27 protein-coding genes and 1 pseudogene are annotated in these 22,166 nt (G+C 58.9%); 12 read left to right on the top strand and 16 right to left on the bottom strand.

The window, feature by feature from the left end:
* The first annotated feature begins 940 nt into the window (after window positions 1-940).
* From ASE69_RS23280 to ASE69_RS15015, 5 genes are all read left to right on the top strand, one after another.
* The gene (locus ASE69_RS23280) at window positions 941-1,168 is read left to right on the top strand and encodes a hypothetical protein (protein WP_321163583.1); all 228 of its coding nucleotides are present in this window, start codon (window positions 941-943) and stop codon (window positions 1,166-1,168) included.
* 6 nt (window positions 1,169-1,174) lie between these two features.
* Window positions 1,175-1,600, top strand: a complete 426-nt coding sequence (locus tag ASE69_RS23275) for an SOS response-associated peptidase family protein (protein ID WP_321163582.1) — start codon at window positions 1,175-1,177, stop codon at window positions 1,598-1,600.
* 172 nt (window positions 1,601-1,772) lie between these two features.
* Window positions 1,773-2,411, top strand: coding sequence for a hypothetical protein (locus ASE69_RS23270; protein ID WP_321163581.1), 639 nt, complete (start codon window positions 1,773-1,775; stop codon window positions 2,409-2,411).
* A gap of 21 nt (window positions 2,412-2,432) precedes the next feature.
* Window positions 2,433-3,221, top strand: coding sequence for a hypothetical protein (locus tag ASE69_RS15020; RefSeq protein ID WP_235518817.1), 789 nt, complete (start codon window positions 2,433-2,435; stop codon window positions 3,219-3,221).
* An 88-nt stretch (window positions 3,222-3,309) separates the two neighbouring features.
* Window positions 3,310-3,633, top strand: a complete 324-nt coding sequence (locus ASE69_RS15015; RefSeq protein ID WP_056488231.1) for a Rap1a/Tai family immunity protein — start codon at window positions 3,310-3,312, stop codon at window positions 3,631-3,633.
* 1,506 nt (window positions 3,634-5,139) lie between these two features.
* On the opposite strand, the gene ASE69_RS15005 is transcribed toward ASE69_RS15015, so the two are convergent.
* Together ASE69_RS15005 and ASE69_RS15000 are read right to left on the bottom strand one after the other, a co-directional pair.
* The gene (locus ASE69_RS15005; protein WP_056488226.1) at window positions 5,140-5,325 is read right to left on the bottom strand and encodes a hypothetical protein; all 186 of its coding nucleotides are present in this window, start codon (window positions 5,323-5,325) and stop codon (window positions 5,140-5,142) included.
* Window positions 5,326-5,553: 228 nt separating this feature from the next.
* Window positions 5,554-5,823, bottom strand: coding sequence for a hypothetical protein (locus ASE69_RS15000; protein WP_056488224.1), 270 nt, complete (start codon window positions 5,821-5,823; stop codon window positions 5,554-5,556).
* 229 nt (window positions 5,824-6,052) lie between these two features.
* On the opposite strand from ASE69_RS15000, the gene ASE69_RS14995 reads away from it, so the two are divergent.
* On the top strand, window positions 6,053-6,652 hold the full coding sequence (locus tag ASE69_RS14995) for a hypothetical protein (RefSeq protein ID WP_056488222.1): 600 nt from the start codon (window positions 6,053-6,055) through the stop codon (window positions 6,650-6,652).
* Window positions 6,653-7,704: 1,052 nt separating this feature from the next.
* On the opposite strand, the gene ASE69_RS14985 is transcribed toward ASE69_RS14995, so the two are convergent.
* On the bottom strand, window positions 7,705-7,911 hold the full coding sequence (locus ASE69_RS14985; protein ID WP_056488216.1) for a DUF6894 family protein: 207 nt from the start codon (window positions 7,909-7,911) through the stop codon (window positions 7,705-7,707).
* Window positions 7,912-8,118: 207 nt separating this feature from the next.
* Here ASE69_RS14985 and ASE69_RS22165 point away from each other — a divergent pair, with 207 nt between their 5' ends.
* The 3 genes from ASE69_RS22165 (at window position 8,119) to ASE69_RS22160 (ending at window position 10,772) form a co-directional block, all read left to right on the top strand.
* Complete coding sequence (locus ASE69_RS22165) at window positions 8,119-8,262, top strand: hypothetical protein (protein WP_156362348.1); 144 nt, start codon at window positions 8,119-8,121, stop codon at window positions 8,260-8,262.
* Window positions 8,263-10,075: 1,813 nt separating this feature from the next.
* Entirely contained in the window at window positions 10,076-10,480 is a 405-nt protein-coding gene (locus ASE69_RS14980; RefSeq protein ID WP_056488213.1) for a hypothetical protein, read from the top strand.
* A 142-nt stretch (window positions 10,481-10,622) separates the two neighbouring features.
* On the top strand, window positions 10,623-10,772 hold the full coding sequence (locus ASE69_RS22160) for a hypothetical protein (protein WP_156362347.1): 150 nt from the start codon (window positions 10,623-10,625) through the stop codon (window positions 10,770-10,772).
* A 265-nt stretch (window positions 10,773-11,037) separates the two neighbouring features.
* On the opposite strand, the gene ASE69_RS14975 is transcribed toward ASE69_RS22160, so the two are convergent.
* The 13 genes and pseudogenes from ASE69_RS14975 to ASE69_RS14925 all read right to left on the bottom strand — a co-directional run bounded on the left by ASE69_RS14975 (window position 11,038) and on the right by ASE69_RS14925 (window position 20,709).
* Window positions 11,038-11,478 (bottom strand): DUF3617 domain-containing protein, encoded by a 441-nt coding sequence (locus tag ASE69_RS14975; RefSeq protein WP_082453140.1) that lies wholly within the window; start codon window positions 11,476-11,478, stop codon window positions 11,038-11,040.
* 855 nt (window positions 11,479-12,333) lie between these two features.
* Window positions 12,334-12,492, bottom strand: coding sequence for a DUF6771 family protein (locus tag ASE69_RS23515; protein ID WP_414883206.1), 159 nt, complete (start codon window positions 12,490-12,492; stop codon window positions 12,334-12,336).
* A 37-nt stretch (window positions 12,493-12,529) separates the two neighbouring features.
* Window positions 12,530-12,742 (bottom strand): hypothetical protein, encoded by a 213-nt coding sequence (locus tag ASE69_RS14970; protein ID WP_056488210.1) that lies wholly within the window; start codon window positions 12,740-12,742, stop codon window positions 12,530-12,532.
* Between the two features lie 113 nt (window positions 12,743-12,855).
* On the bottom strand, window positions 12,856-13,173 hold the full coding sequence (locus tag ASE69_RS14965; RefSeq protein ID WP_156362346.1) for a hypothetical protein: 318 nt from the start codon (window positions 13,171-13,173) through the stop codon (window positions 12,856-12,858).
* Window positions 13,174-13,250: 77 nt separating this feature from the next.
* Entirely contained in the window at window positions 13,251-13,970 is a 720-nt protein-coding gene (locus ASE69_RS23035; RefSeq protein WP_056488205.1) for a tyrosine-type recombinase/integrase, read from the bottom strand.
* 168 nt (window positions 13,971-14,138) lie between these two features.
* A pseudogene (locus ASE69_RS23510) lies at window positions 14,139-14,411 on the bottom strand (Arm DNA-binding domain-containing protein); the annotation flags it as partial.
* A 388-nt stretch (window positions 14,412-14,799) separates the two neighbouring features.
* Entirely contained in the window at window positions 14,800-17,421 is a 2,622-nt protein-coding gene (locus ASE69_RS14955; RefSeq protein WP_156362345.1) for a hypothetical protein, read from the bottom strand.
* 304 nt (window positions 17,422-17,725) lie between these two features.
* A complete protein-coding gene (locus ASE69_RS14950; RefSeq protein WP_056488200.1) occupies window positions 17,726-18,322 on the bottom strand; it encodes a hypothetical protein in 597 nt (198 codons plus the stop codon).
* A gap of 105 nt (window positions 18,323-18,427) precedes the next feature.
* Window positions 18,428-18,730 (bottom strand): hypothetical protein, encoded by a 303-nt coding sequence (locus tag ASE69_RS14945; RefSeq protein ID WP_056488196.1) that lies wholly within the window; start codon window positions 18,728-18,730, stop codon window positions 18,428-18,430.
* A 23-nt stretch (window positions 18,731-18,753) separates the two neighbouring features.
* Window positions 18,754-19,197, bottom strand: a complete 444-nt coding sequence (locus tag ASE69_RS14940) for a hypothetical protein (RefSeq protein WP_156362344.1) — start codon at window positions 19,195-19,197, stop codon at window positions 18,754-18,756.
* A gap of 18 nt (window positions 19,198-19,215) precedes the next feature.
* Window positions 19,216-19,629 (bottom strand): hypothetical protein, encoded by a 414-nt coding sequence (locus ASE69_RS14935; RefSeq protein WP_056488192.1) that lies wholly within the window; start codon window positions 19,627-19,629, stop codon window positions 19,216-19,218.
* Between the two features lie 235 nt (window positions 19,630-19,864).
* Window positions 19,865-20,323, bottom strand: coding sequence for a hypothetical protein (locus ASE69_RS14930; protein ID WP_056488190.1), 459 nt, complete (start codon window positions 20,321-20,323; stop codon window positions 19,865-19,867).
* An 11-nt stretch (window positions 20,324-20,334) separates the two neighbouring features.
* The gene (locus ASE69_RS14925) at window positions 20,335-20,709 is read right to left on the bottom strand and encodes a DUF4177 domain-containing protein (RefSeq protein WP_056488384.1); all 375 of its coding nucleotides are present in this window, start codon (window positions 20,707-20,709) and stop codon (window positions 20,335-20,337) included.
* A 109-nt stretch (window positions 20,710-20,818) separates the two neighbouring features.
* On the opposite strand from ASE69_RS14925, the gene ASE69_RS14920 reads away from it, so the two are divergent.
* The 3 genes from ASE69_RS14920 to ASE69_RS23505 are packed head-to-tail and all read left to right on the top strand — an operon-like array spanning window position 20,819 to window position 22,111.
* On the top strand, window positions 20,819-21,049 hold the full coding sequence (locus tag ASE69_RS14920; RefSeq protein WP_056488187.1) for a helix-turn-helix domain-containing protein: 231 nt from the start codon (window positions 20,819-20,821) through the stop codon (window positions 21,047-21,049).
* A gap of 10 nt (window positions 21,050-21,059) precedes the next feature.
* Window positions 21,060-21,302: a hypothetical protein gene (locus tag ASE69_RS14915; RefSeq protein ID WP_056488184.1), complete on the top strand. Its 243-nt coding sequence runs from the start codon at window positions 21,060-21,062 to the stop codon at window positions 21,300-21,302.
* Between the two features lie 26 nt (window positions 21,303-21,328).
* On the top strand, window positions 21,329-22,111 hold the full coding sequence (locus ASE69_RS23505) for a toll/interleukin-1 receptor domain-containing protein (protein WP_414883189.1): 783 nt from the start codon (window positions 21,329-21,331) through the stop codon (window positions 22,109-22,111).
* The last annotated feature ends 55 nt before the right edge of the window (window positions 22,112-22,166 follow it).

Raw genomic sequence — 22,166 nt, 5'->3', positions numbered from 1 at the left:
CACAGATTTATGCACAAACGCCCATGGGCGAGGCTGGGCAGAATTGGCGCTGAAGCGCGAACCCGGCGGCAAAGCCCCCTTTGCGTCGGTCGAGGAGCGAGGGGGCCCACGATCGCGATCATCAGGTTCGGCCTCGCGAGCCACTCCGGCTGCGATGCCGTCGCCATGGAAAAGTCCTCTTGTTTGAGACGATTTGGAGAGTGATCCGTTAACCAGGAGCCGGGGGGTTTAATCTCCACCCGTCCCGGCCGGCCCGCCTCACGGCCCAAGACGTTTGAGGCGGGCCGTCATGACGGTTGGAAACAACCCCAAGGTGCTTCGTTGACGTTGACCGGGTTTGCTTGGCAGTGACTTGGTCGGCCCGCCTCTTATCCTCTTGGCTATCGAGGCGGGCCGTTACCGCGAAACCGGTACGAGTTTTCCGCGTTGACGCGACGCCAGGTGTCTCCGGAAAGTGACTGGTCGGTCCGTCCTTCGCCAACCGGACGACGGGCCGTTAGGTTGCATGAGACGCCTGTTGTAATAAGGTGATTGGTATAAACTTGGGTCAATAGAGCTGCCGCTGTTATGGCGCTAGATAAGCAGACGTCGGCAGCACGGCCCCCCGTTTCGCTGTCGGCGATCATCGCCCAAACCAACGCATACTTGAGATGTGACTGGTCTCGGTTGTTGGGATGATGGAACTGAGCCCATCCGGTTCCTCGTAGCTCCGGATGGGCCCTTTTTCCTTTTACGAAGACGGTTGTTTGTTGAGCTCGAGTAGCCCGGCAATCATGGACCTTGACCATTCTCAGCGGTATCGGGACCATCACGAATAACCCGCGCGAATGGTTTCAGCCGAAGGTAGTAGGGATCGGTTGGCCCCTCGAACATGGGAGGGCTGGGCGATCATCGGCACCGTGCTCGTGATCGGCGCGCTTGTCGGTCGAGTGAGCCTTTAATGTGTAACCGAGCACGATTTGACGGCGAACCGGAAACCATAACCGAACGGTTTGGCGCGGACTGGCTTGCCGACAAGCCGATGGACAACAGGTTTGATCCGAAGGAGTTGCGTCCGTTCGGTCGAGCCTATGTCGTGCGGAACGAAGGTGACCACCGCGGGCTTGATGTGATGGAATGGGACGTTCTGGCGGGGCAAGCAAAGCAGGCTGGTCGCAAGGTTGCATAGACGAACGTGCGCACCCTGCACCTACCGCAATGGCGGTCCCTCGTCAGCGATCCGGCCAACCGGTGCTTGATCCCGCTGACGGAGTTCTGCGAATGGGCGCGTGAACCTACCGACCTCGGCGACGGCAAAAAGCCGATCAAGGGGGAGATGTGGTTCGGGGTGACCGATCAGCCTGTGTTCGCCATTGCCGGCTTCTGGCGGCAGGTCGGTGAACAGCGCTACTTCGCGATGGTTACCTGCAACGCAAACGAACTGGTGACGCCGATCCACCCCAAGGCCATGATCACGATCCTGCGGCCGGACGATTATGATCGGTGGTTGACCGGTAGTTATGACGACGTTCTGTCGTTGCAGCGGCCATATCCGGCCGACCGGATGACGGTACGCGGACCAGTGTTCCCGACACGCGCGGTGGCGCCTAGGTTGATCTAGCGACGATCAGGGCGCTGACCTACGTTTTAGCCAGACCAGGCTGGGCCGGGTCGACATCTACGTCCGTGTCGCTGGGTTCGAAGCGGATCGTCCAACGGGGATACCCTTGCGGTGAAACTTCGATGTCAGGCAGGCCGATCGGATCGGTTCCAGTTTCTACCCACCCAGCACCATGGCACCGATCGCACGCCATACGCTTGCACCGGAAGCTCACGAGATCAATCTCGGTATTCCACTGCCCGCGGCCCTTGCAGACCGGGCACATGGCATCCAGGCTGCCATTACGCGGCTGAAGGGGTACGACGTCGAACGCGTGGGGGCTATCGGGTCCATCGCAGATAACAATGTTGCTCGCGTGGCTCATGGCCGCTTCCTCGTTCTGGACCTTCGCCAACGCAAGCCCCGAGCGTTTGGTCCCCGACGTATTAGTCGCACGTCTCGACTAAAATCGATTGTCGTGCGCCGCGGGCGTGGGATGGAAGATGCGATCCACGTTCGGAGAGGTGAGTATATGCGTTCCAATCTTCCTAAATTTACCACGGTCGCGCTGATTCTGGTCGGCGCCACGGGCCTTGGCGGTTGCGCCACGAAGGGCTTCGTCCGGGAGCAGATCGCTACCGTGAACACCCGCATCGACGGCATGGACGGGCGTCTGCGCACCGTCGAGGGCACGTCCGGCCAGGCGTTGGCACAGGCTCAGGCTGCTGCCGGTCAAGCACAGCAGAACGGTCAGCGGATCGACCAGATCAACGGTCGCGTCGATGGCATGGAGCAGCAGATGCAGCAGCGGCAGCGCAAGCCACGCGGCTAAGCGCAGTATCGCGTACTTCGGTTGCCTGAAGGGACAAATCTGCTGAACAGGATCGCCGCCGTAGACTGGCTGTGCCGTATCGCCTCGCGTACTGGCATAGCCGCGGCGCTCATGATCGCAGTGCTTGCAGCGCAACCGGGTTTCGCAACGCCCCCCGCGTCGCACACCCGCGACCGCAAGGTCGTAGCGAAACCACGCCCGAAGGCCGTTCCGGCCGAGGACGTGACCGAAGACCCGGAGCCCATGCGATCGGAAGCGGCAAACCGTATGATCGCATGGGTGACGGCTGCCCACGACAACGGGACGCTACCCTATGTCGTGATCGATAAGCCGACGGCGACGTTGTTCCTGTTCAGTGCCAAGGGCGAATTTCAGGGGTATGCGCCTGTCCTGCTGGGCGTCGGCATAGGCGATGATTCGTCTCCCGGAGTGGGCGCGAAGAACCTTGCAGAGATCGGCCCGGCCGAACGGACAACGCCTGCGGGCAGGTTCGTCGCGAAATTCGGCAAGGCGCTGGGGCGCCAGCGAGTGCTCTGGGTGGATTACACGAATTCGGTGGCACTGCATGCGGTGATCACCACACACAAGTCGGAGCATCGTGTCGAACGGCTGCTGTCTCCGACGCCTGACGACAACCGGATCAGCTTCGGCTGCATCAATGTGGGGACCGGTTTCTACACGAAGAAGCTCCGCCCACTGCTTCAGCGCAAAGGCGGCGTGGTCTATATCCTGCCCGATACCAAGTCGCTCGACGAGGTGTTCCCACGCGTGCGCCTGCTGCCGTATCTGACCGGCCTGGCGAGCGAGTAGGTGTATCCCGGCATGGCTGTAGTGCTTTGCCGATACGCAGGAACAGTGGTGGATCGCGGTCCGGACGACGTTGAAAGGGACGAAGACGATGATGTTGACGTTTGCCCTCCTTGCTGCGGCGGTAGATCGACCGGTCGTCGTAAGCGCGCTCACCACCAATCAGCTCGTCGAACAGTGTCGCGGCAGTGACAACGACCCCGCGCCAACATTCTGCACAGGCTACATCCTGGCGGCGTTCGACACGCTGTCGCTGGCCCGCCAGATTTGCCCGTTGCCGACGCGCTCTTCCAACATCGAAGTCATGGCGACCGCGCGTAAATATCTGCGGACCCGGGGCAAGAAGGCGACGAGCGCACCGTCGTTCGTGGTACGCGACGCGCTACAGCGCGCGTTTCCGTGCAAGCGAAAGTAGCACAAGCTTCGATCTCCGAGTAACTCTCGCGAGCGGGTAGCGTCAGGCCGCTCGAACCGCTCCCCTGCCTTCCAAGCAAGCATTGCCGGTTTGGCAACGGGCAGTACGCGTGAGTTCCCATGGAAAAAGTCGGAAAGTCGAGAGCGTTAGACAACGTGGCGCAGGGCAATAGGGAGGGTAGTCAGCTGGAAGCAGCGGGCCGATCGGTGCCGTGAGCCCGCATGCGACCGTTCCGCACCAGAGGAACGGACACAAAATTTGACGTCCAAAATGGCTGGACAGGAGGGCGGCAGCGGTCTGGCAGCGCCCAAGGCGTTGGGAGAGCGACGCAGTCCTGACGGCGTTTAAAACTTGGAGGCAGGAAAGGGGATACGCAGGTCGGCGCAAAATTGTACGAGCCGGCCAGTTCTCTGGGTGCAGTGATTTCGTAATTAACGAAAAAATTGGACTAAATTACAATGTTGACTGGGTGCGGCGTCTTGCTTTCAGGATTTCCCGCCCCGAACGATTTTACCTACGCTAAACCCGCTTAACCAAGCGAACCGCTCGTCCATGGCTTCGTGCACAGCAAACGGGCACGTATTCGGCAAGCCCTTTGCCAGACCGCTTCTCAAGCCCGCGTCGTAGGCGGCGCGCAATGGGTCGGTGGTCATATAGGCTTAACGCCGGACTCAGCAAAACGGCGCCAGAAAGGTAACATTTGTTTATCGCAAGGAAACGGTCTTCATCGCTCGCTACTCGTGGTAATGCCACGTATGGCGATCATAGAACGAGCATTCGAGATCGCGCGGGGCGGTAAAGCGCGCACTATCACTGACATTCGCTTGCAGTTGTCGCGCGAGGGTTTCGACCATGTCAGGTCGCATCTGAGCAGTATGGCGCTGCAAAGGCAGCTGCGAGCGTTGCTCAAGGCTCCTGCCGAAACGCGTTTGGAATCGGATTAGCGCGAAACTTGGGCCTGCAAATGCTGGGCGAAGGCAAAACATTAATTACTTAGGTCTAGCGTCGAAAGTGCGACCCCGGTAGATTTTAGCAACGTCTTGAAACGCCACCTAAGATTAATTGGTCAGGGGCTTGATACGCGCCGATCGGGGCCCATTCAAAACTCATACTTTCCGAACGAGTAAAGGGGGTTGCCTTTCTTGACCGGGGTCCCGCTTTCGAGGACTATCCACGTCTCGCTAGCTTCGGGGCCCGCCAAGTCAAATAAGCGCCCCGCGTGTCCGTGTGATTGAAACAAGCGAGGCGCTAAGGATACTCAACACTGGAAGCGGAGGCTTCATCACTTTGTCTAAAACAAACATCCTAATTTTCGGTGAAACACCCCGCCCGCTCCGTGTGACACCATCGATGCCGCGGGCGGGATGCCGAGCTCGACCGTCTTGGATTGGCTAGCTCTGCGCATCACCTCACTGAAGATCGGGCGTCGGGCAAGGATCAAGCGCAACGTCAGTCCCAAAGTGAATCAATTATAACCTACTCAAAGGTCATCATTGGACGCCTGTGCTATCCCTCCTCAAGCGCTTTCATTACCGACGCCAAGCCTCCCCTGACAACGACGTAGCTGCCCTTCTCGAAGTTTACGGCGCTGGCATCATTCCCGCCTCTGAACCGGCGAACGAAGTTTACGCGATCGGCATTGACGACGATCGGTTCTCCCTCTGGACTTTGAAACTCCACATAGCCGTTCATTCGTTTTCCTAATAAGTCTCGTCTGGCTGAACAGCCTCGTGCCAAGGTGGCGGGGTGGGCTAGTATTACACTAACCACCAGTAAAAGCCGACTTTCCTAAACTCTGCGTTAGATCGGTCCCCGCAAGCCGTTTTCCGGAATAGGTCACACGAAAAGGGCGCCTAAGTTTCCTCAGGCGCCCTTCCAGATCGAGCTGTGCTTGGGAGCGGCTCGTCCTGTCTCGTGAAACTAGATGCCGTTCGACAGGTTCGTGTCGGGATCGTTCGTCCGCATATCGTCCGCTTGATTCTGACCGGTCGCACGGACGGCGTCAGCCTTGTTCTCAAGGCTTGCTTCGGCGGCGTCGTTGCTGACGTTGTCTGCAGCATCTTCCAGATTGTCTGCGACGGCTTCCGTGTTGGACTCGATGTTGTCGGCTGCCTGTTCACGTGGGCTGGAGTTGCACGCCGACAGGGAGACTAGCCCTGCCGCCATCGCGAGAACTAATGCCTTCTTCATTTCTCGATCCCCTGTCGTTCGTTATGAACTAGTCAGGTTGAAATCCTGGGGAAGTGATTTGTTCCGTTGTGCTCCGTGACGGCGGCGGAGTTGATCTATGCTTGCCGGCGGAAAGCGTCTTTTAAATACAAATAACCAGACTCGGTCGGGTTTAGGTTGACCCCTTAAACTAGAAAGACTTCGGTTTGTCTGTCGGCCTGGGGAGGCCGAATCACGAGGGGTTATTTAAATGAAATTTACAATTGGCGCATTCGCATGCGCGCTTATAATGTCTGCGCCTGCGATCCAGGCGCAGACAGCGCCGGTGACCACCGCAGCGACGACCTCTGGCACGTTACGCGCTGGCACCTCGGTTCCGCTCAAGATGAGCGAACCGCTGACCACGCTCGGCAAGAAACTGAAGGTTGGGCAACGTTTCCAGCTTGAGACGGCTGAGAATGTCATGATCGACGGCAACGTGGTGATACCGGCAGGCAGCCCTGCGACCGGCGAAGTCACTGAGGTCCGCAACAAGGGCATGTGGGGCAAGTCGGGCCGTATCAACGGTCGTGTGCTCTACGTTCGCGCCAACGGTCGACAAATCCGGATGTCCGGCCAACTGGACGATAAGGGCACCACGGGAACCGCAGCCGTGGTCGGGTCGCTCGTCGTCATCCCGATCGCAGGGTTCTTTATGACTGGAACCAGCGCGAACATACCGCTGGGTACGCCTGTCACTGCATTCATCGACGAGGATGTGTCGGTTGCATTCTCTGGGGCAGCCGCGCCGATGGTCGTAGCTCCCGCCGCCGTTGTCCCGGTAGCGGCGCCAGTCACTATAAAGAAGTAATAGAACCGGCGCGGGCATATCGATCCGCGCCGGTTTGTTCAGACAGGCTTGGCTCCAGCCGTGCCGCACTTCGCGAACTTGCCATTCGCGCTTTTGCACCGGACAGTCTTGGTTGGCGCCTTAGGGCACTTGGCGAAGCGGCCCTTGGCGTCCTTGCATGGGGCAGCCATCGACGGCGCACCGATAAGCAACGACAGCGAGGCGGCAGCGAACAACATAGTGCGCATGTGGCGAGTCTCCTTGCCCCTCATGGGCGAAATTGATGCTATGCCGATGGCAGCGTCGGTCAACTTACAAACCCTTCATCTTTTTGTGGAGCTTTCCGTCGGTCGCGCGTTGGTCGCCTACGAGATTTGGAGGTTGCCATGACGGAAGACAGCACGCCGAAGCCTAGCGATAATGTACGAGTGAAATCGGGGTCGGCAGACCGTACCGCAGACGGGTTCGGTCAAGGTAAAGGCTACTCCGGCGATGAGTACGATAGCGCGAACCATGCTGCCGAACGACATCTTCAGAACCGGGATGGTGCACCTGGGGCTGACGCAGCCGAACCGGCTGACGGTCGAGATATCCCACCCGAGGCGGGCAAGCGGGCGTACATCGATAACAAGACCGGGGAAGTTCACGGTAGCGGTTCGAGCGCAGGTGGCGGCAATCCGGGCGAGGACATTGACCTCGACACGTCCAGAAGTGGACCTGAGGAGTAGGCCGCGAGCATAAGCGCGTTGAGAAAAGATTTAGGCAATCGTGCGGCAAATGATCGCGCAGCAGCGGAAGGCACTCAGCTAGCGAACCTCAAGGCCTCGCTTTTGGCGTCTGCAGTCAAGTTGAATGAACTCGCGGAGCAAGCCGAGCGGGTCGAGTTCCTAAGTATCGGCCATTCTTGATAAGCAGATGGGACAGCGACGCGTTTCTTGCGAAGATCAACCGGCGAAGCCCGGCATTCAATGCTCGTTACTACCTGCTCGTGCGAACGTCTTGGCCATGGATCCGCTTGCTTGGGTTGCGAGGCATTAGCGGACCTCTCCGGTCATCGGGGCGGCCACGGCGATCTATATAATCGCAAAAAGCAGTGTGTCACGTTCGTCGGTCACCTCGATCCGGAAGTCGCCGGTCTCCCACAACTCGTTAGGGTTATCATTCATGCAGGCGCCGGCGAACTTGGTAGCCTCAATGCGTGCCGCACGATGATCTGGCAGCTCGGTGCCCTCCATATCGCGGTCGCGTGACCCGTCCGCTGTGTGAAAGAAATAACGCATACCATCGGTGTTATCTGGGTTCCTTCCGGCATTCCTTGATGAATGTTACGGGACGATCAAACGGCAAGTGAAGATATCCGTGAAGCCGTCCGACGTGGCTGCACAGTGCCGCACCACCTGATGCCGACGTCACAGTCAGGGTGAGAGTTCGTCCATACATATCGTTTGCTCGGATCGTGGAAGCGCGCATAGTCTCGATGCATGACAATGGCGCCGCTGCATCCCGACGTGATCGAGTTCCTCGATGACCAGAGTCTGCTGGAGGCGTACCAGCAGATGGCTAGTGAGGAGCGGAACCCTTTTGTCGATCATTTGCTCGCTGAGATTCAGCGACGAAACCTTGAGATATGATGACCGATCACGAGATATTTCTGAAATAAGGAAAAGTAGCCACTACCCCGGGCAACGAAACTGCAAGATACGTGCTGTGATCGTTTAGTGGCATCGACGAATTGAGCGATGGTGTTGATGACTTGCACCGGGTTGCTGCCGTGGCCGACATCATTGCAAACCCAGCTTCTGAGTGACCAATCCACGGTACCGAAGCGAACAACTAGCGGGCTAGCTGCCGGGCAACGCAAAGAACGCGTTGCGCTGAATGGGCTGCGTACTGCGCCAGCATTTTGGAAGAGCAGACGATGTTTTTAGACAACACCGAAAGGTGTCCGGAGGTTCCTTTACCGCATCGGCCGCCCGTAGACCGCTAGCCGACGTCAGCGGGCACTACGGCTTTAAGGTGCCGCTCTTCAGGAATGGGCGCGAGACATTCGGCCACGGGACGACGTCAGGGTGTAGGCCGTGGAGGTTCCCAAGAAGCCTCCTGAACGGTTCAAGGGCGGACTTATAACCGCGACCTTGCGGTTCCCCTGCCAGATCTCAAGTCCGTACCGGTTTGGGTGCTCGGCAGCCTCATTAATTGATTGCTCGTCGTACGTTGCGGAGAGGTCCGCGCCACATACAATTTCGCCCCGACTGCCCAACTCATAAATTCTGTATCGCATACTGTGTCCCCCACCCCTGTCTTGCCGGGAAAGGGTAAACGACGAATTAACGCCTCCTGCGAGCTGGCGAACGCCCAACGGAACGTAGAAGATCCAATTCCCGTTCAACAAGCCTTTGCTTCTGCTGCGCGTCCCTTAGATCGGCCGCATATGCGCCGAGTAGTTGGCGAGAAAGCTCATCGTTCAATCCTGCGACGATACGCCGTACCCTATCACATTCCATTTCGAGATTTGCGTCAGTCGGCACGTCCGTCTCCATTGCGTCGCTGGGAAACGACGAACCTGACAACCACCGGAAAATGGTTAATGAAAAGTTAAGTATTTTTGACGCATCGACAGGGCGAATCAACGGCGCGACGAACCGATTAATATGCATTCCTAACGCGATTCAGCGTTGTTCACGGCGATGGCCTTACACAGCGAATTTACAACGCTGGGTTAAAGCTGCAGCTGCCAGGGGCTAAACGATTGCTTGTCAGCTGAGAATGTGAATCAGCGCCGAAAGCAGGGCCCCTTCTCGACAAGCCGAAAGCACCAAGGCCTCCCTGCCCGTACAACGATAGCCTTTCGACGTTCTCGCGCTCTGCATTACGCCAAGGGCCAGAACAGCTTCGCCGCTCGTGAAGCCGGTGGGGCGAAATCCGCACGGTCTGGGTACACCGTCCGGCTATACGCGGCGGCATTAGGCCTTGGCCTCAATCCAGAAGAAGCGATCTCGACCGGCATCAGAGTTTGACCCGGCAGGTCTTACTTGAACCATTGAGCTTACTTCTCATTATCAGGTTCACGGCCTCCAGTTAGCGTCCATCGGGACTCCATCATAAACCCATCTTCCCAGGACATCCGAGGTGATTGGGTCCGTCAGAGGCGGGGCCCCGCCTTCGGCGCCGATCCACACCCCCACAGCGCCCAAAACAGTGCCTAAAACGGGGTACCCAGCGAACAGCCTTCCAGGTTGAGCCGCCGCGGTTCGATTGCGGGAACGTCATAAAATAGCGGGTGCCGCCTGCTGCCGTACCTCCAATTGTTCCTCTCGATCAGCAGCGGTTTGTCTGTTATCGTTTGGCAACGGCGAATATCGAGACCGACATCGTTTTCATCAGCGGTCGAACTGTATCGCGGTTCAGTATGGCGTTCCTCTTCTTTCGATTTGGAGCCTTCTCATGAAAATCCGTCTCGCCGCCGCCGCGTTGAGCACTGTCGCACTTCCGACTTTCGCGATTCAATTTGCCGCGGCCCAACAAGCGGCGCCTTCGATGACCGCCGGGGCAACCTTGGCGGAAAAGCACGTTCAAACTCTGTTGAAGAGCGCCGCGCCGGGCGCCAAAATGGACTACAGCATACTCACGACGGAAGTCGGAAAGGCCGTGCGCGACCATCCGGAGGGCGGCGATATGATCATCAAGCTGGGCACCCCGCAGTCCGTCACCTATCTCGGCGATCCCCCCGGCGGCTATCTATTCCGCATCACCTTTGCCACCGCGAAAATTGATTTCTTCCTGGCTCTGAACGCGGCGGGAAAAATTAGCGCGATGTACTATCACCCCGCTATTAGCATGCCGTCCTAGCCAGAAGATTCGTGGGTCAGGTCGTTCTTGTCGATATCATCTGCAGCCGTAACGTTATACTCTCAGATATCGCCGCGACTCGCCAACGGCATGGCGGCGACTGAGAGACGCTGGAGCGCTCCCGCTTAGTGGGAGCCACGCTGTGGACAAACCGGATAGCCTCGACGACCTTGTTCGGAATGAGATGAAAGCGCGGGAGCAAGCAGCAATCTGCGACGACATTTCCGCTCGCATCGCGCACCTAGGTTGTGCCGCTTTGTATGCCGAGATGATCAAGGCCATGAAGCTGTGATCGAGGGCGAAACTACCGCACAGCACCTAGAACGGTTGATTGCCATAATCGGCGAAGCTTTGGCCGTTGCCGACGACGGAGATCAAACCCTGCTGGGAGCTCATCTTTACGGGTGTCTCGTTAGGGCAACCGCGTTGCGCGCTATCCCAGACGGTCTTTCTATGTTCGACTGAGGGCAACTGGTCCTTGAGTGCCCGTGCTTTGACGACGCAGCGCGCGTGGCACCTTCGCCTCGACCATTTGCGGTGTTCCCGAGCACGAGCGCCTAGTCACCGATGCGGGCGGCGCGTTGCTTCAAAACGATCTTCATCGCCCCTTTCGGCGTAACGCCCGTTACAATCGCGTCGCCCATGAAGCCAGAGCGATCGTAGGTTCCCGTTCGCACGATATGCAGCGGCTCGCCGCGTTTTTGCGGACAACTCAACATCTGGGCATAGCGACCATCCGCTACATGCTGGCTCTCAACACGACACTGCGCTTTCTGATCAGGTAGTAAAAGCTGCTCAATACCCTGCCCCATCGCCACGCGTTTGTGCTCTGCCTTCGACTTGCCGCGCATCATCCGAACGAGGAAGCCGGGCACACCCGGAACAGAGAGTTCAACGACGGTCGACGTGACATCCCAACGACCTGGAACGACAACTTGCGCACTCGCTGCGGCGACCATGGACGCAAGGACAAGGGTCAGAGAATGGTAAATGAGCATTTATCCGTTTAGCTCGACAAGTGTTGCGCGACCAGAGGGCAGCCGGTGAATACCCGTAAAGCGACTGTCCGTTCGCTCGGGCGGCGCCGTCATTGCCGCCGTCGCCCTCTTGACAGGAATTGCCTCATACGCCTCGACGTTGCACATCGAAGCCGGTTCAGAGACGAAACGGACTTATCCGAACACTATGCAAGAGTCACGGAATTTAGATTCCAGTATTGCGCTGTCTAACTGTGCGGCTTCCTCATTGCTATTCATGTTCTCTCGCTGGTTTAGGGTTGCGATTAGATCCTATTCAATAGCGGAAGAGCATCCCTGTGACGTCCCGTTGATAACATTAATGCGACTGAGCGCCTGCGAAAGCCAAGCGCCAAGGACAAACTCTTCGTGAGCGTCCGCAAATGCAATCATAGCCTCAAGCTGGCTGGTGAACATGCTGGGGTCTGCCTGATTCATCGTATCGATCCTTGACCCACGCTGCGCAACGCCGAATTATTCGTATCCACTCAACAGCGGAAGCCCGGTTAACCTCGAAACAGAAGCTTAGTTCCAGGAAACGCTGGCTTTCTTCGCTACCGCGATCATTGGGCGTTCGTCCGAAGAGAACTGAGCGTCGAATTTGCGCAACTGGCTTCTCTACGCAAAGCGCTCAAAGCCGCTACCCGCCGGAAAAGGCCTTGCAACCTCAGCCGCTGTTCCCGAGTGAAAGTGCCATAAGAAGGTGATGCCGAATAAGGGGAACAGTCACGAACGCGTTGCAGCGTAGTCGACGCAGTCGCGGGTCGAGATACACTCATTCTACCAGCGTCCCGGGGCATCCTCGACCACCTAAGGTAAAGGAAGCGTCGTTCGGCTTCAGGATCGTAGCGGTAGAGGAAGCTGCCCCGTCTCGACATCCAGAGGCTGGTAGAGAGCGCGATAGACATAGTGGGCAACCTCACGTCGTGCATCAGTCCGCAACCGCTCTCGCGGCACCGGAAGCGCCACGAGGGCCCAGCCGGGAGCCTGCTCGATCAGGCCCGCATCCGTTCGGCGGTGATCAAGCTCGCCATCAGTTGAACGTCATCGCATGGGGCGACAGGCCGCGTCTCGCGAACTCAGCCTCAATCGGCGCCAGCAGGCTTTCGGGTCCGTCCTCCATGCACTGGAAGTAGACAGTCTGCATCTCGGCTGGCCGCAGCTCGGGCAAGATTTCCGCAATCAGATGGTGGGTCTGAGACAGCGGTTCAGCGCCGTTGCGCATCGACTCGGGTGCATGTTCCATGAGAACAAAGGTGGAACACTCGTTCGATCGAGTCAACGTCTAGCTGCAAGTTGATCGCCGTATTTACTGCCCCGCGAGCCGATCGAAACCGACCCGCAGGATATGCAGAGGGCTTAGGCCGCCATCTTCACTGGGTGAAGGTAGTAGACCCCCTCAACGCCGCGCTGCCACCGATGACGGGCAGGGTTGCCACCCCGGTTCGCATTTAAGATTGCTCCGGCGTGGCTAGCCTTAAAGCCGAGGGCAACCGCCGCGCTGACGATATCTCGACCGGTGTATTTGCCGCTCTCGAGTAAAGCCTCGATCGCGATGATGAGCAGGTCGTTTCGGTTGTCGGTGCCGCAGCCGTCTAGCATGCGTCCGATGCCATCTATTTCCGCTGAGGGGGTGGTTACGGGGAAGTTATCGGCGGGGTTGATAGGACTGTTCATGGTGTGACTCCGAAAAAAATAAAGAAGCACCCCGCCCCACGAACCAGCCGAAGCCAGCGCACGGAGCGGAGTTGAGGTTAGGCAGACTGAGCCTGCTTGGCAGCGCCCGCCTCGACGGCAGCGAGCAACGTGTCATTCGCGAGGTGCGAGTACCGGGCAGAGCTGGCGACGTTCGCATGACCCAGGACCTTCCCCACGGCGAAGAGATCGACCCCGGAGTTGACCATGAAGGATGCCGCCGAATGGCGGAGGTCGTGGATCCGGAGTCCCGGTAGGTCGGCAGTATCCCGCGCGGTCTGCCAGCCATGCTTGATCGTCGTAAGGTGCTTCTCGGGGTCCTTAGGGCTCGGGAAGAGGAACACCGCACCCTCTGCGCGCGGCAGCCGTTCGATTATGTCGACAGCGGCCTGAGCCAGCGGGACGTGCCGCGACCGCCCCGTTTTTGAGGTCGGTATGTACAGGCTGCGCCGATCAACCTTCACGTTCTCCCATCGCGTCGATAGCAGTTCCGACACGCGCATGCCGGTGAGCAGGAGCAAGCCGACCACCGACGCAAGCTGAGGGTTGCGGGATTTCGCCGCCGCCGCGAGCAGGCGCTTGGCCTCCTCGGTCGTTAGGAAGCGCTCGCGAGCGTTGTTAAGGGGTTTGCTCTGCACCCCGCGGACGGGGTTCTTGTCGCACCCTGCGATGCCCCAGCGCATGCCGAGTTCGAAGGACCGGCCGAAGATCGCCTTAATCTTGATCACCGTCGCAGGCGCCAGACCTTCATCGCGCTTCGCTGCAAGCCAGTGGGCCACCGCGCGGCCATCAATGTCAGTCAGTCGGACCTTCCCCCATTTTGGGATAATGTGCCGTCGGACATACATCTCAGTCGTTGAGTATGACCGCTGATGTAGTTCCGCATCAGCTAAATGCATTGCTGATAGCTCGCAGTAAAGCGGAACCATTTTTGCAGCGGCCTTTGCCGCGGATGGATCTTTTCCAACGGTCACTTCGGACCGAAGGCGTTGTGCTATCTTCTTAGCAGTCGCAAACGTGATATCCTCGTAACGTCCGATCTTATATTGCTTTTGTCTCCCTTCCCAATCGTAACGCAGATAGTACGTTTTACCACCGGTTGACCGACATTCTAGGGTGAACCCGGTAATAGCCGAATCGAATAGCTCTAGCTTCTTTTTACCATCAGGGCACTGCGCAGTTAAGGCGACAGTATGGTCTAGCTTTACTTTCACGAACATTCTCCTTAATTTGGATTGGCGCGCGTCGCCAGAGCGGCCCGAGGGAGCGCACGGCGGCGGCGAGATGAGGTCGGCATCCGTGCCGCCGGCTTGGTGCTCGGCGGGGCTTAGAAGGACAGTGTTGGGCCAGTTGCGATTCCGGGCCGGTTATCGACGCGGTCCGCGCGGTCTGCGCGTGTTTTGCGGCACCCCGGTATCGTAGGGGGCGGAGGAGGCGCTGCCCCCTCTGCCACCTTCAGCTACGCCGACCCGAGGTTTGACTACGCCTGAGCGGAGCTCGGCTCGCGGATCACCTGCGGTTGAACATCACCGTCGAACGCGAGCTAAGGTGATATTATTCACGCCCCGCCATGCCGATCGCACCGGCACAGAGGGTTGGCGGCTCGGATTAGGCCTCTTCGGCCTCGATGCGCACCACACGCCAAGCATTACGCCGCGAACACGGCGCTTCCTGCAACTCAAGCCCATCGACGATTCGGTTGGCGTTGCGACTGAGGTACTGGCCAAGGCGGCTACGGTTGACGACCTCGCGTTCGACCACCGGTAGCTCAAGCAACGCTTCGTGTAGGTCTGGCTTATCGCCAGCTACCAATAGCACGTCGCGCAGCATAATCGCCCGCTCGCCGATCTCAGCATGCCACGCCTTGAGGAGGTCACGGAAAGCGTCCTGGTCGGGATTGTGGTGTAGCTGCTCGATGATGCTCGCTGCTGGATCTGGCAAACCGAGCCATAGCAGCGGCTGCCGGCACAGGTCGCTCCACTGCTCGAAGCTGCCGATGTTCGGGACGTCCGTTCTTGGCGATCCGGCGCCCTTCCATGCCGCTACGATCGTCAGAGCAGCAGCGACATACTCCTCCCGCCGTCTGGCAACCTTGACCGCAGGCTGCCCGTCGTATCGCACGAGTGCCGGAGTAGCGGTGCGGTGGTGGAGTCGGATCGTAAGCACCCGCCGCGTCATGTCGCCGAGTGGCCGAACGTTGTTGCCCGTGCCAACGATTAAGCTGCGCGTGCTGGCCGAAACGTTGCGGCTAACCCCCAAAAGTCGTCCTGCGATCATGTCACTGGTGAGCGCACTGTTCATCGGACCGTATGGGAACCAAGGACCCTGCATGTCGTCGAACACGACCGCCGCCGGAGCGCCAAGGAATGTGGATAGCATCACCTTGCCGGCCTCCTCCTTCGTCGTGGGATAGGGCAGCTTCAGCGCTGCTCCAGGCCCGGCGAACGGAGTGATGGTTGCGGCGAGGTAACTCTTGCCGCTCCCCGGCGTCGACGCCGTAATGTTGAACGCAGGTGCGGTGGGCAACGCCGATCGGACGGCGCCGGTGAGCATGGCTGAGATAGCGGCAGATCGATCCGTGTCCGTCGCAAAACGAAACTCACCGACCAGCTCCCCAAGCTTCGCCAACGCCCGCCGTGCATCTTCCTCGGTTTGGTTGCGCGTCTCGAACTTACCGGCATCGAACGCGGCGTAGCATCGCGATGCGGCATCGTAGCCGGGCTTCGAAACGAACTCGCCCGTGCCGTCGCGGAAGAACGGCTGTCGAGCGAGCCTGCTCAGCACCGGCAGGTAATCGTATTGCGCCGCTTTCAGCAACGTCTGAACATTGCGCGCTGGAGGGTCGATACGAACGGATTTCTGAGCTCGACCGTCGTAACGATACCAGTCCGCCGCATCGGAGAGCGCCGCCGTCAACGCGGCTTCACCGAGGAGTTCGGTAGTGACGTCGCCCGTTGCTGGATCGTTCCGCACAACAACGATTGCGCCGCCTGATTGGTAATAGCCGCCACGCAACGAAAGCGTCAATTCAGCGACGCGGCGCACCCGATTCATTTCTCCGGGCATGACGTCGATACGGGCTTTCCCGCGCGCTTGCTCAGACTGAACGCCAAGAAACTCGATCAGCTGACCGATGCGATAACGGTCGCCGTGCGAGTGCTGGCAGCAGAAGCCGCCAATCGGTCGGTCGGCGTCCGGTTCGAAATATGCCGAGCCGCCGTCGATGCCGTCCGTATGCTCGCTCACCCACGGGCACGTCACGTCGTGCTTGCCGGCTCCAATCTGCCGCTTGTACAGGCCGCGCTCTTTCAAGGCCGTGACAACTGGGTTCTCGCTCGGTGCCGGCTTGAACACGTCGCTGCCGGTCACCGCCGATTGGATCGTTTTTGGGGCAGCGGACTGAACCATGTTCGGGATAGCCGCAGCCGGCGGCTGCAACGTCAGCCCAAGCGCGTCAGTTAAACCTTGGACGGAGTAGGCCGCGTCAGGGTTCCACCGGATCAGCCGGCATAGGAACGGCTGCCCACCTTCATCCCGGTATTTCACCTTTCCGTTGATGGCGTTTGGCAGCCTTGCCCAGCGACTTGCGCCGCCGGCTCCCGTATCGCACAGGCTCGCTGCCATCACTGCATCCTGAAGGTGTTTGACCGTGGCAAGATCGCGGATGGGCGGTTCTAGACGGAAGCCGAGCTGGCTGTTTCCCGGGCTAGTCTCGATCTCCCACGTCGGCAGAGCGTTCGCCAGCTTCTCCCGATCGACCTTCGTCCCGACGTCGTCGAGCAGTAGGAAGTGAAAGCCGCTGATCGTCTCCTTCCGCGCTTGGAATGCGTCGCCCTCGCCGGGAACGAAGCTCGCGCAGTTCAAATAGTTGTTCCTGTCGATAGGGCATTGCCGATCGACGTCGCCGGCCGCTTCGGCCGCCCAACCTCCTGAGGTCGGGTCGCCCGGCTTAGAGCAGACCGCCGCAGCGGCGCCCTCGGCCACGTCACCCATGACGATCTTGAGGAACACCGCGTTCGAAGGGGGCTGAGAGGGCTCGTCTACGGTGCCCCCTTCGCCCCCCTTGGAGTTATCAATGGCTGATATTAGCACATCAGGTGCGGTTTCAGCCCCATAGTTGAGTTGGGACAGATCGACCTTGTCGGAGCAAGGCGCCCCCAATGCCTCGCGCCCCAAATTTGCGGGGGGCGGGGCGTTCAGAAAAGTTATGTCGTTAGCTGATATTGTCATACGTGTGCCTTGGTACGGTGTGCCCGCCGTGCTCTCGCGAGACGACGCGCGTTTTGAGCCCGCAGAAGCAGGTTTTGCGGTTTGGAGGTTTGCTGGATGTTAGGCGGGTAACGGGCATCCCTGCCGAGCGGGCCTTAGCTGTGCTCAGATGGGCGAATGCTGTTTGACGAGCCTTCCACCGGACATTCCGGTTTTCCTACGCAGCGGCCGTTTAGCCGGATGCGCAGGCGTCTCTGCTGAGCGCGTTAGTGTTTGCGCCTAGCTATTAATCGACAGGGGTCTAATCCATTGTATTTACACGATATTATAAGTCAGAGTTGCTGCCATAAGTTGGGCGGGAATATTTTGAAGTTAAGTTGAGTTCTGATCGCACTACCTTCGCTGATAAGTAAAGGTGGTAGGTCTTGTCGCTGTCCACCCACCAGAGCCCGCGTCCCCGTCGGGTTCCCCGGCCCGCGTCAAGTGTCGCGGCGACGAACGCCTCGTCAATTTCGGTAGGAATCGATGAGTAGTCCGCACCGGTATCGATAGAGCGCTGTACCGCCGCTCTGTTCGCCCCTAACTCCACTGTCTCGATAATGCCCGTACGCCGATTGATGCCCGTGGTGATGGCAGCTTGAATTAAGAAGCGTACGAATTCGGCCCGTCCCATGACCCCGCGGTGTTCGTCAGCCAAGCGGACAACCTCATCTCGTCGCGCGGGATAGGCCGCAAAATAGTCGTCAATATTCTCGACGATCTCCCAAACGTCTGCGGCTGGACGGTATCGCACGTGAAGAGGTCGGCGTTTGATCTGGTATGGTCCAAAAAGCTGGTCGTCGTTACCCTCCTGTTGCTCAGCCAGCTTGAAGGTACGCATCATCCACTCCAGGAGTTTAGGATTCTCCACCGTGTTGTACATCTCGGTTCCCCGGCCCCCCTGAAGTCCTAGCCGTGCTGTGGAGCGACAGGCCGCGCAACTCAAAACATGCAGCGAGACTGCGCAGCGTAGGTAATCATGACGACGTCACGTTCGATCGCCGAGCGTGACCATGTAAGGAAGCGGTAGCGGCGTCTCCCGCGGCGGCTTTACTCGATTTATTATTGCGACAGTCACCCCGATCGCCCCCAGCGCGGCGGCGCAAACGGCAGGAGCGTTGAGCGCGAGCATTAGCATGCCAGAGCAAAACGCGAAGCCGAGCGTCTCACGCGGATGGGTAATCGCGGCCATTAGCGCCAACATCAAAAGAACGATGCCCAAGGCGGTTGTCAGGGTCTGAGCGATTGCGAGTATCACAAGTGCCGTTAGCAGTTTTAAAGTTGTGTTCATGATATGTTCTCCTTGGAGGTAGGTCAGGCCGCGTAATGGCGGCAGAGAGTGAGCAGGTCGGGGAGAACGCCGTCGGTATCGCTTATGAAGAGGACGTAGGCGAAGGCGGAGCCAAAACTGATCGACAGCTCGAACCAGCCCCCGTGATTCACCAGATGATCCCAGAAGGGGGCGAAGCCAGGCGCATCGAACCGGACTTCGTCAGTGGGTTCAACGAGCGGGGTGAAACCGACTTGCCGGATGATGTCGGACTCGGCGTCGCCCGCGACGATGACCAAGATTTCGGTCACGTCGATCAGATATCCAAGATCGCCGATGCGGCGGCGCAGCAGAGCAAGGAGGGTTGGGTCGAGGTCGAGCGTCAGCGCATGTGCCATAGCGGCGCGATCGTTTAGAAACAGCATGGGTGTTTTCCTTCCAGACATAAAAATGCCGTCCGAAGCGAGTTGCTTGGACGGTGCGGTCATTTGGGTAAGGGGCATCGATTAGGCGGGCGTCAGGTGGCTCCGGCACAGGTCGAGAAGGCACTGATCGATGCCTTGCTGATCGGGTATGAAAAGTACGTGCCCGAAGCCTGAATCGGACAGCACGAACGCCAGTTCAAACCATTCGCCGTGGTGCTCGATCCACTCCCACGAAGGGACGAAGTCGGGATCACCGAAGCGGCGTTCATCCACGAAGTTGATGTCGACGGCGAAGCCCAGGGCCTCCTTTACCTCTTTCATTCCGTCCCCCGGCTCGACGGCATGGAAGTGCGCCAGATCGCCGAGTTCGACGTCCGGCTCGGTGTCGTCTTCGAGGTGCCGGGCGCGGAGGGCGAGCAGGTCGCGCAGGGCGGGGTCGCGGGTGGCGTCGTTGATGGCCGCTTCGACGGCGGCGCGGTTGGTCAGTGACAGCATGAGGTGAACTCCAATGAAAAAGGCCTCCGCGAACTGGTCGCAGAGGCCCTGGGGGTGATTTTCGTAGTGTTCGTTAAACGAGCGCTTCGAGAGGCGCCGCCGGGGAGGGTAAAACGGGCGTCTAAGTGACGCTCACGTTATGTCATCGCTTTATTTGCGAACCCCGCGGAGTCGAACGCGAGAACGTTTGCTATGGCTTAAATATTGCCCGAGTGAGACGTCGTTCGATTTTATGTCATAGCGCGTTCGGCTTGGGGCCCGCTTCAGCTGGTTCAGAATCTGGCTTCGGCGTAGCCTCACGATGACTGGCTCTTGCACCAACGTAAAGCATTCCGCCAAGTACGATCAGTATTACGGCCCAGATTGGATGTGACGACAGCAGCAGTAATCCACCTACGATCGGCACGCCGACGATCAACTTATCTACGGTTTCCCACTGCTTGTTCGAAGACTTCGCTATGATCGAATTTGCGTCCTTATTTTCCGGTTTGCGAGAAGCCGGCGATGCAGCCCGCTCCGCATCACGGGCCTTAATTGCAGCCTTTCGAGCCTTTGCTCTCGCCTCTGCTGCCCGCTCGCGGACGCGGTCGTCCTCGTCCTTACCGTCGGCTATCGCCTGCGCCGCCGCCTCCTCTGCGTAGCGGTTGCGCTCGATCTCCGCACGGCGCGCAGCAATGCGCTCCTGCATATCCATCAGGTTTCTCCTTAATCGTCATCGTTGGAGAGGAAGGCGCTGAGCGCCGCTGCACCGAGACCAAGCCCAACAGCCCCGGCGGCGGCCCGGCGACCAGTACGCTTGGCCCCGTCCTCTGCCGCGATAACGTCGTCGATGACGCGAGCAGCACGTGCCTCCCGTTGATCTTCGGGGACGCGACGTTCGAAGGTGACCATCAGCGTCTCGCGATCGCTGGTCAGCATGTAGCGTTGCTGGACCTTCTCCATGAACACCATGCGCCATCCTTCGGAAGCCATGGCATTGATGTACGCTTGCAGGACTGCTGTCTCGATGCGGCCCTCGCCGAGCAAAACGGAACTTATTGCCCCGTCTGCCACGTCGATGACCTTGTACTCGTACTCCATGATGCTTCTCCTGTTGAGGTGGATGGTTCCCGGTCTAAGTCGACCAAGCAAGTAAAAGTGACACGTCTGGTGGACAGACGCGGACATGCGTCTGCGGCCAAGTCAGCGCATGGATGTGGTGCAGCTCCTTGGCGCGAACGTACGCCGCTATCGGAAGCTGGCCGGCATGTCGCAGGAGGAGCTGTCGCTAGAGTCGGGGATGAAGCGCAGCTACGTCAGCGATCTGGAGCGGGGCACGCGCAATCCGTCAGTGCGGGCTCTGGGTAGGCTAGCGGATGCGCTGGGCGTACCCGCCGCCGTTTTGCTGTCGGCAACTAACGAAGTTGAGCAACGTCAATAGGGGGCGAAGAATGGCGGATATAAGTGGGCAGGGCCTCGGCAATGATTGGCTCCTCAAAGCCCAGAAGAAGATCAATCAGACAACACCAGGGGAATACACGGTGAAACAGTTGTTTGGGATCGACTGGCCCGGTGGAACGGAAGCGCAGGCGATTGGCCCGAAGTTCAAGTACGACGTGAGGGAGGGGAACCTCAGGGGGCTCGAGTATTCCCGAGATACGGGCGCACACGCCGCAGTCTACCGCGTATTTTGAAAACCCGGCGATCACGGTAGTTGAGCATGTCGCGTTCGCTTTCGAGATCTCGGGTGAGCGATTTGCCGGACGGGTGTTCAGTGCCTCGGCAAATGTGCCGCGTGTGCTATATGTATGAAATGGCAGTTAGTACTCGAAAGACCTCCGCTCCCTCTCCAAAAGCGGGTGATAAAGGTAAGCGGTTAATCTCAGCGCATCGTCCAGCGAAGCCGGCCAAGCCGCCGGAGATACGCATCTTTGTTTCCTACTCTCACAGGGACGCAGCCGCGCGCGAAAAGCTCGAGACTCACCTAGCCCCATGGAAGCGCGACGACGTTACCGTTTGGTATGACAAAAATATCGAGCCGGGAGCGCAACTCGATCCTGCAATTGCTCGCGAACTGCGGAACGCTCACATTTTCATAGCACTGTTTAGCCCTGCGTACCTCGACAGTAACTATTGTTGGAACATCGAGTATCGGCGAGCCATGGATCGTCGCGCCCGCAAGCTGCTGCGCGTAGTAGGGGTCGTCGTAAAGCCATGCGGCTGGAAGCATACCCGCGCCGCCGGTTTCAAGTTGTTACCTGACGACGGTCGCGAGCCTGAGCGGTGGTCAAGCTCCGACGCTGCCTACGTGAATATCGCCGAGGGCATCGGCGCGGTGATCAAAACTGTCCGTCGGGAACTCGCGGCTGCGGTACCGAAACGACCCCCCACCCCTGCTGCATCGGCCACGAAACCGAAACCCCCAGTGAGTAAACCACCTACACCGGGCAAAGCTCGGGCCAAACAGCCACCCAAGGCTCGCGCCCGATCTCGGAAAGCGTAAATCAGCAAACTGAGGGACTCCGCATTGTAGTGAGAACGATTTGATACCCTCCTTG

It is taken from the genome of Sphingomonas sp. Leaf208 (assembly GCF_001421415.1).
In the GTDB taxonomy this organism is placed as follows: domain Bacteria; phylum Pseudomonadota; class Alphaproteobacteria; order Sphingomonadales; family Sphingomonadaceae; genus Sphingomonas.
This window is presented reverse-complemented; position numbering and strand designations above follow the sequence as displayed.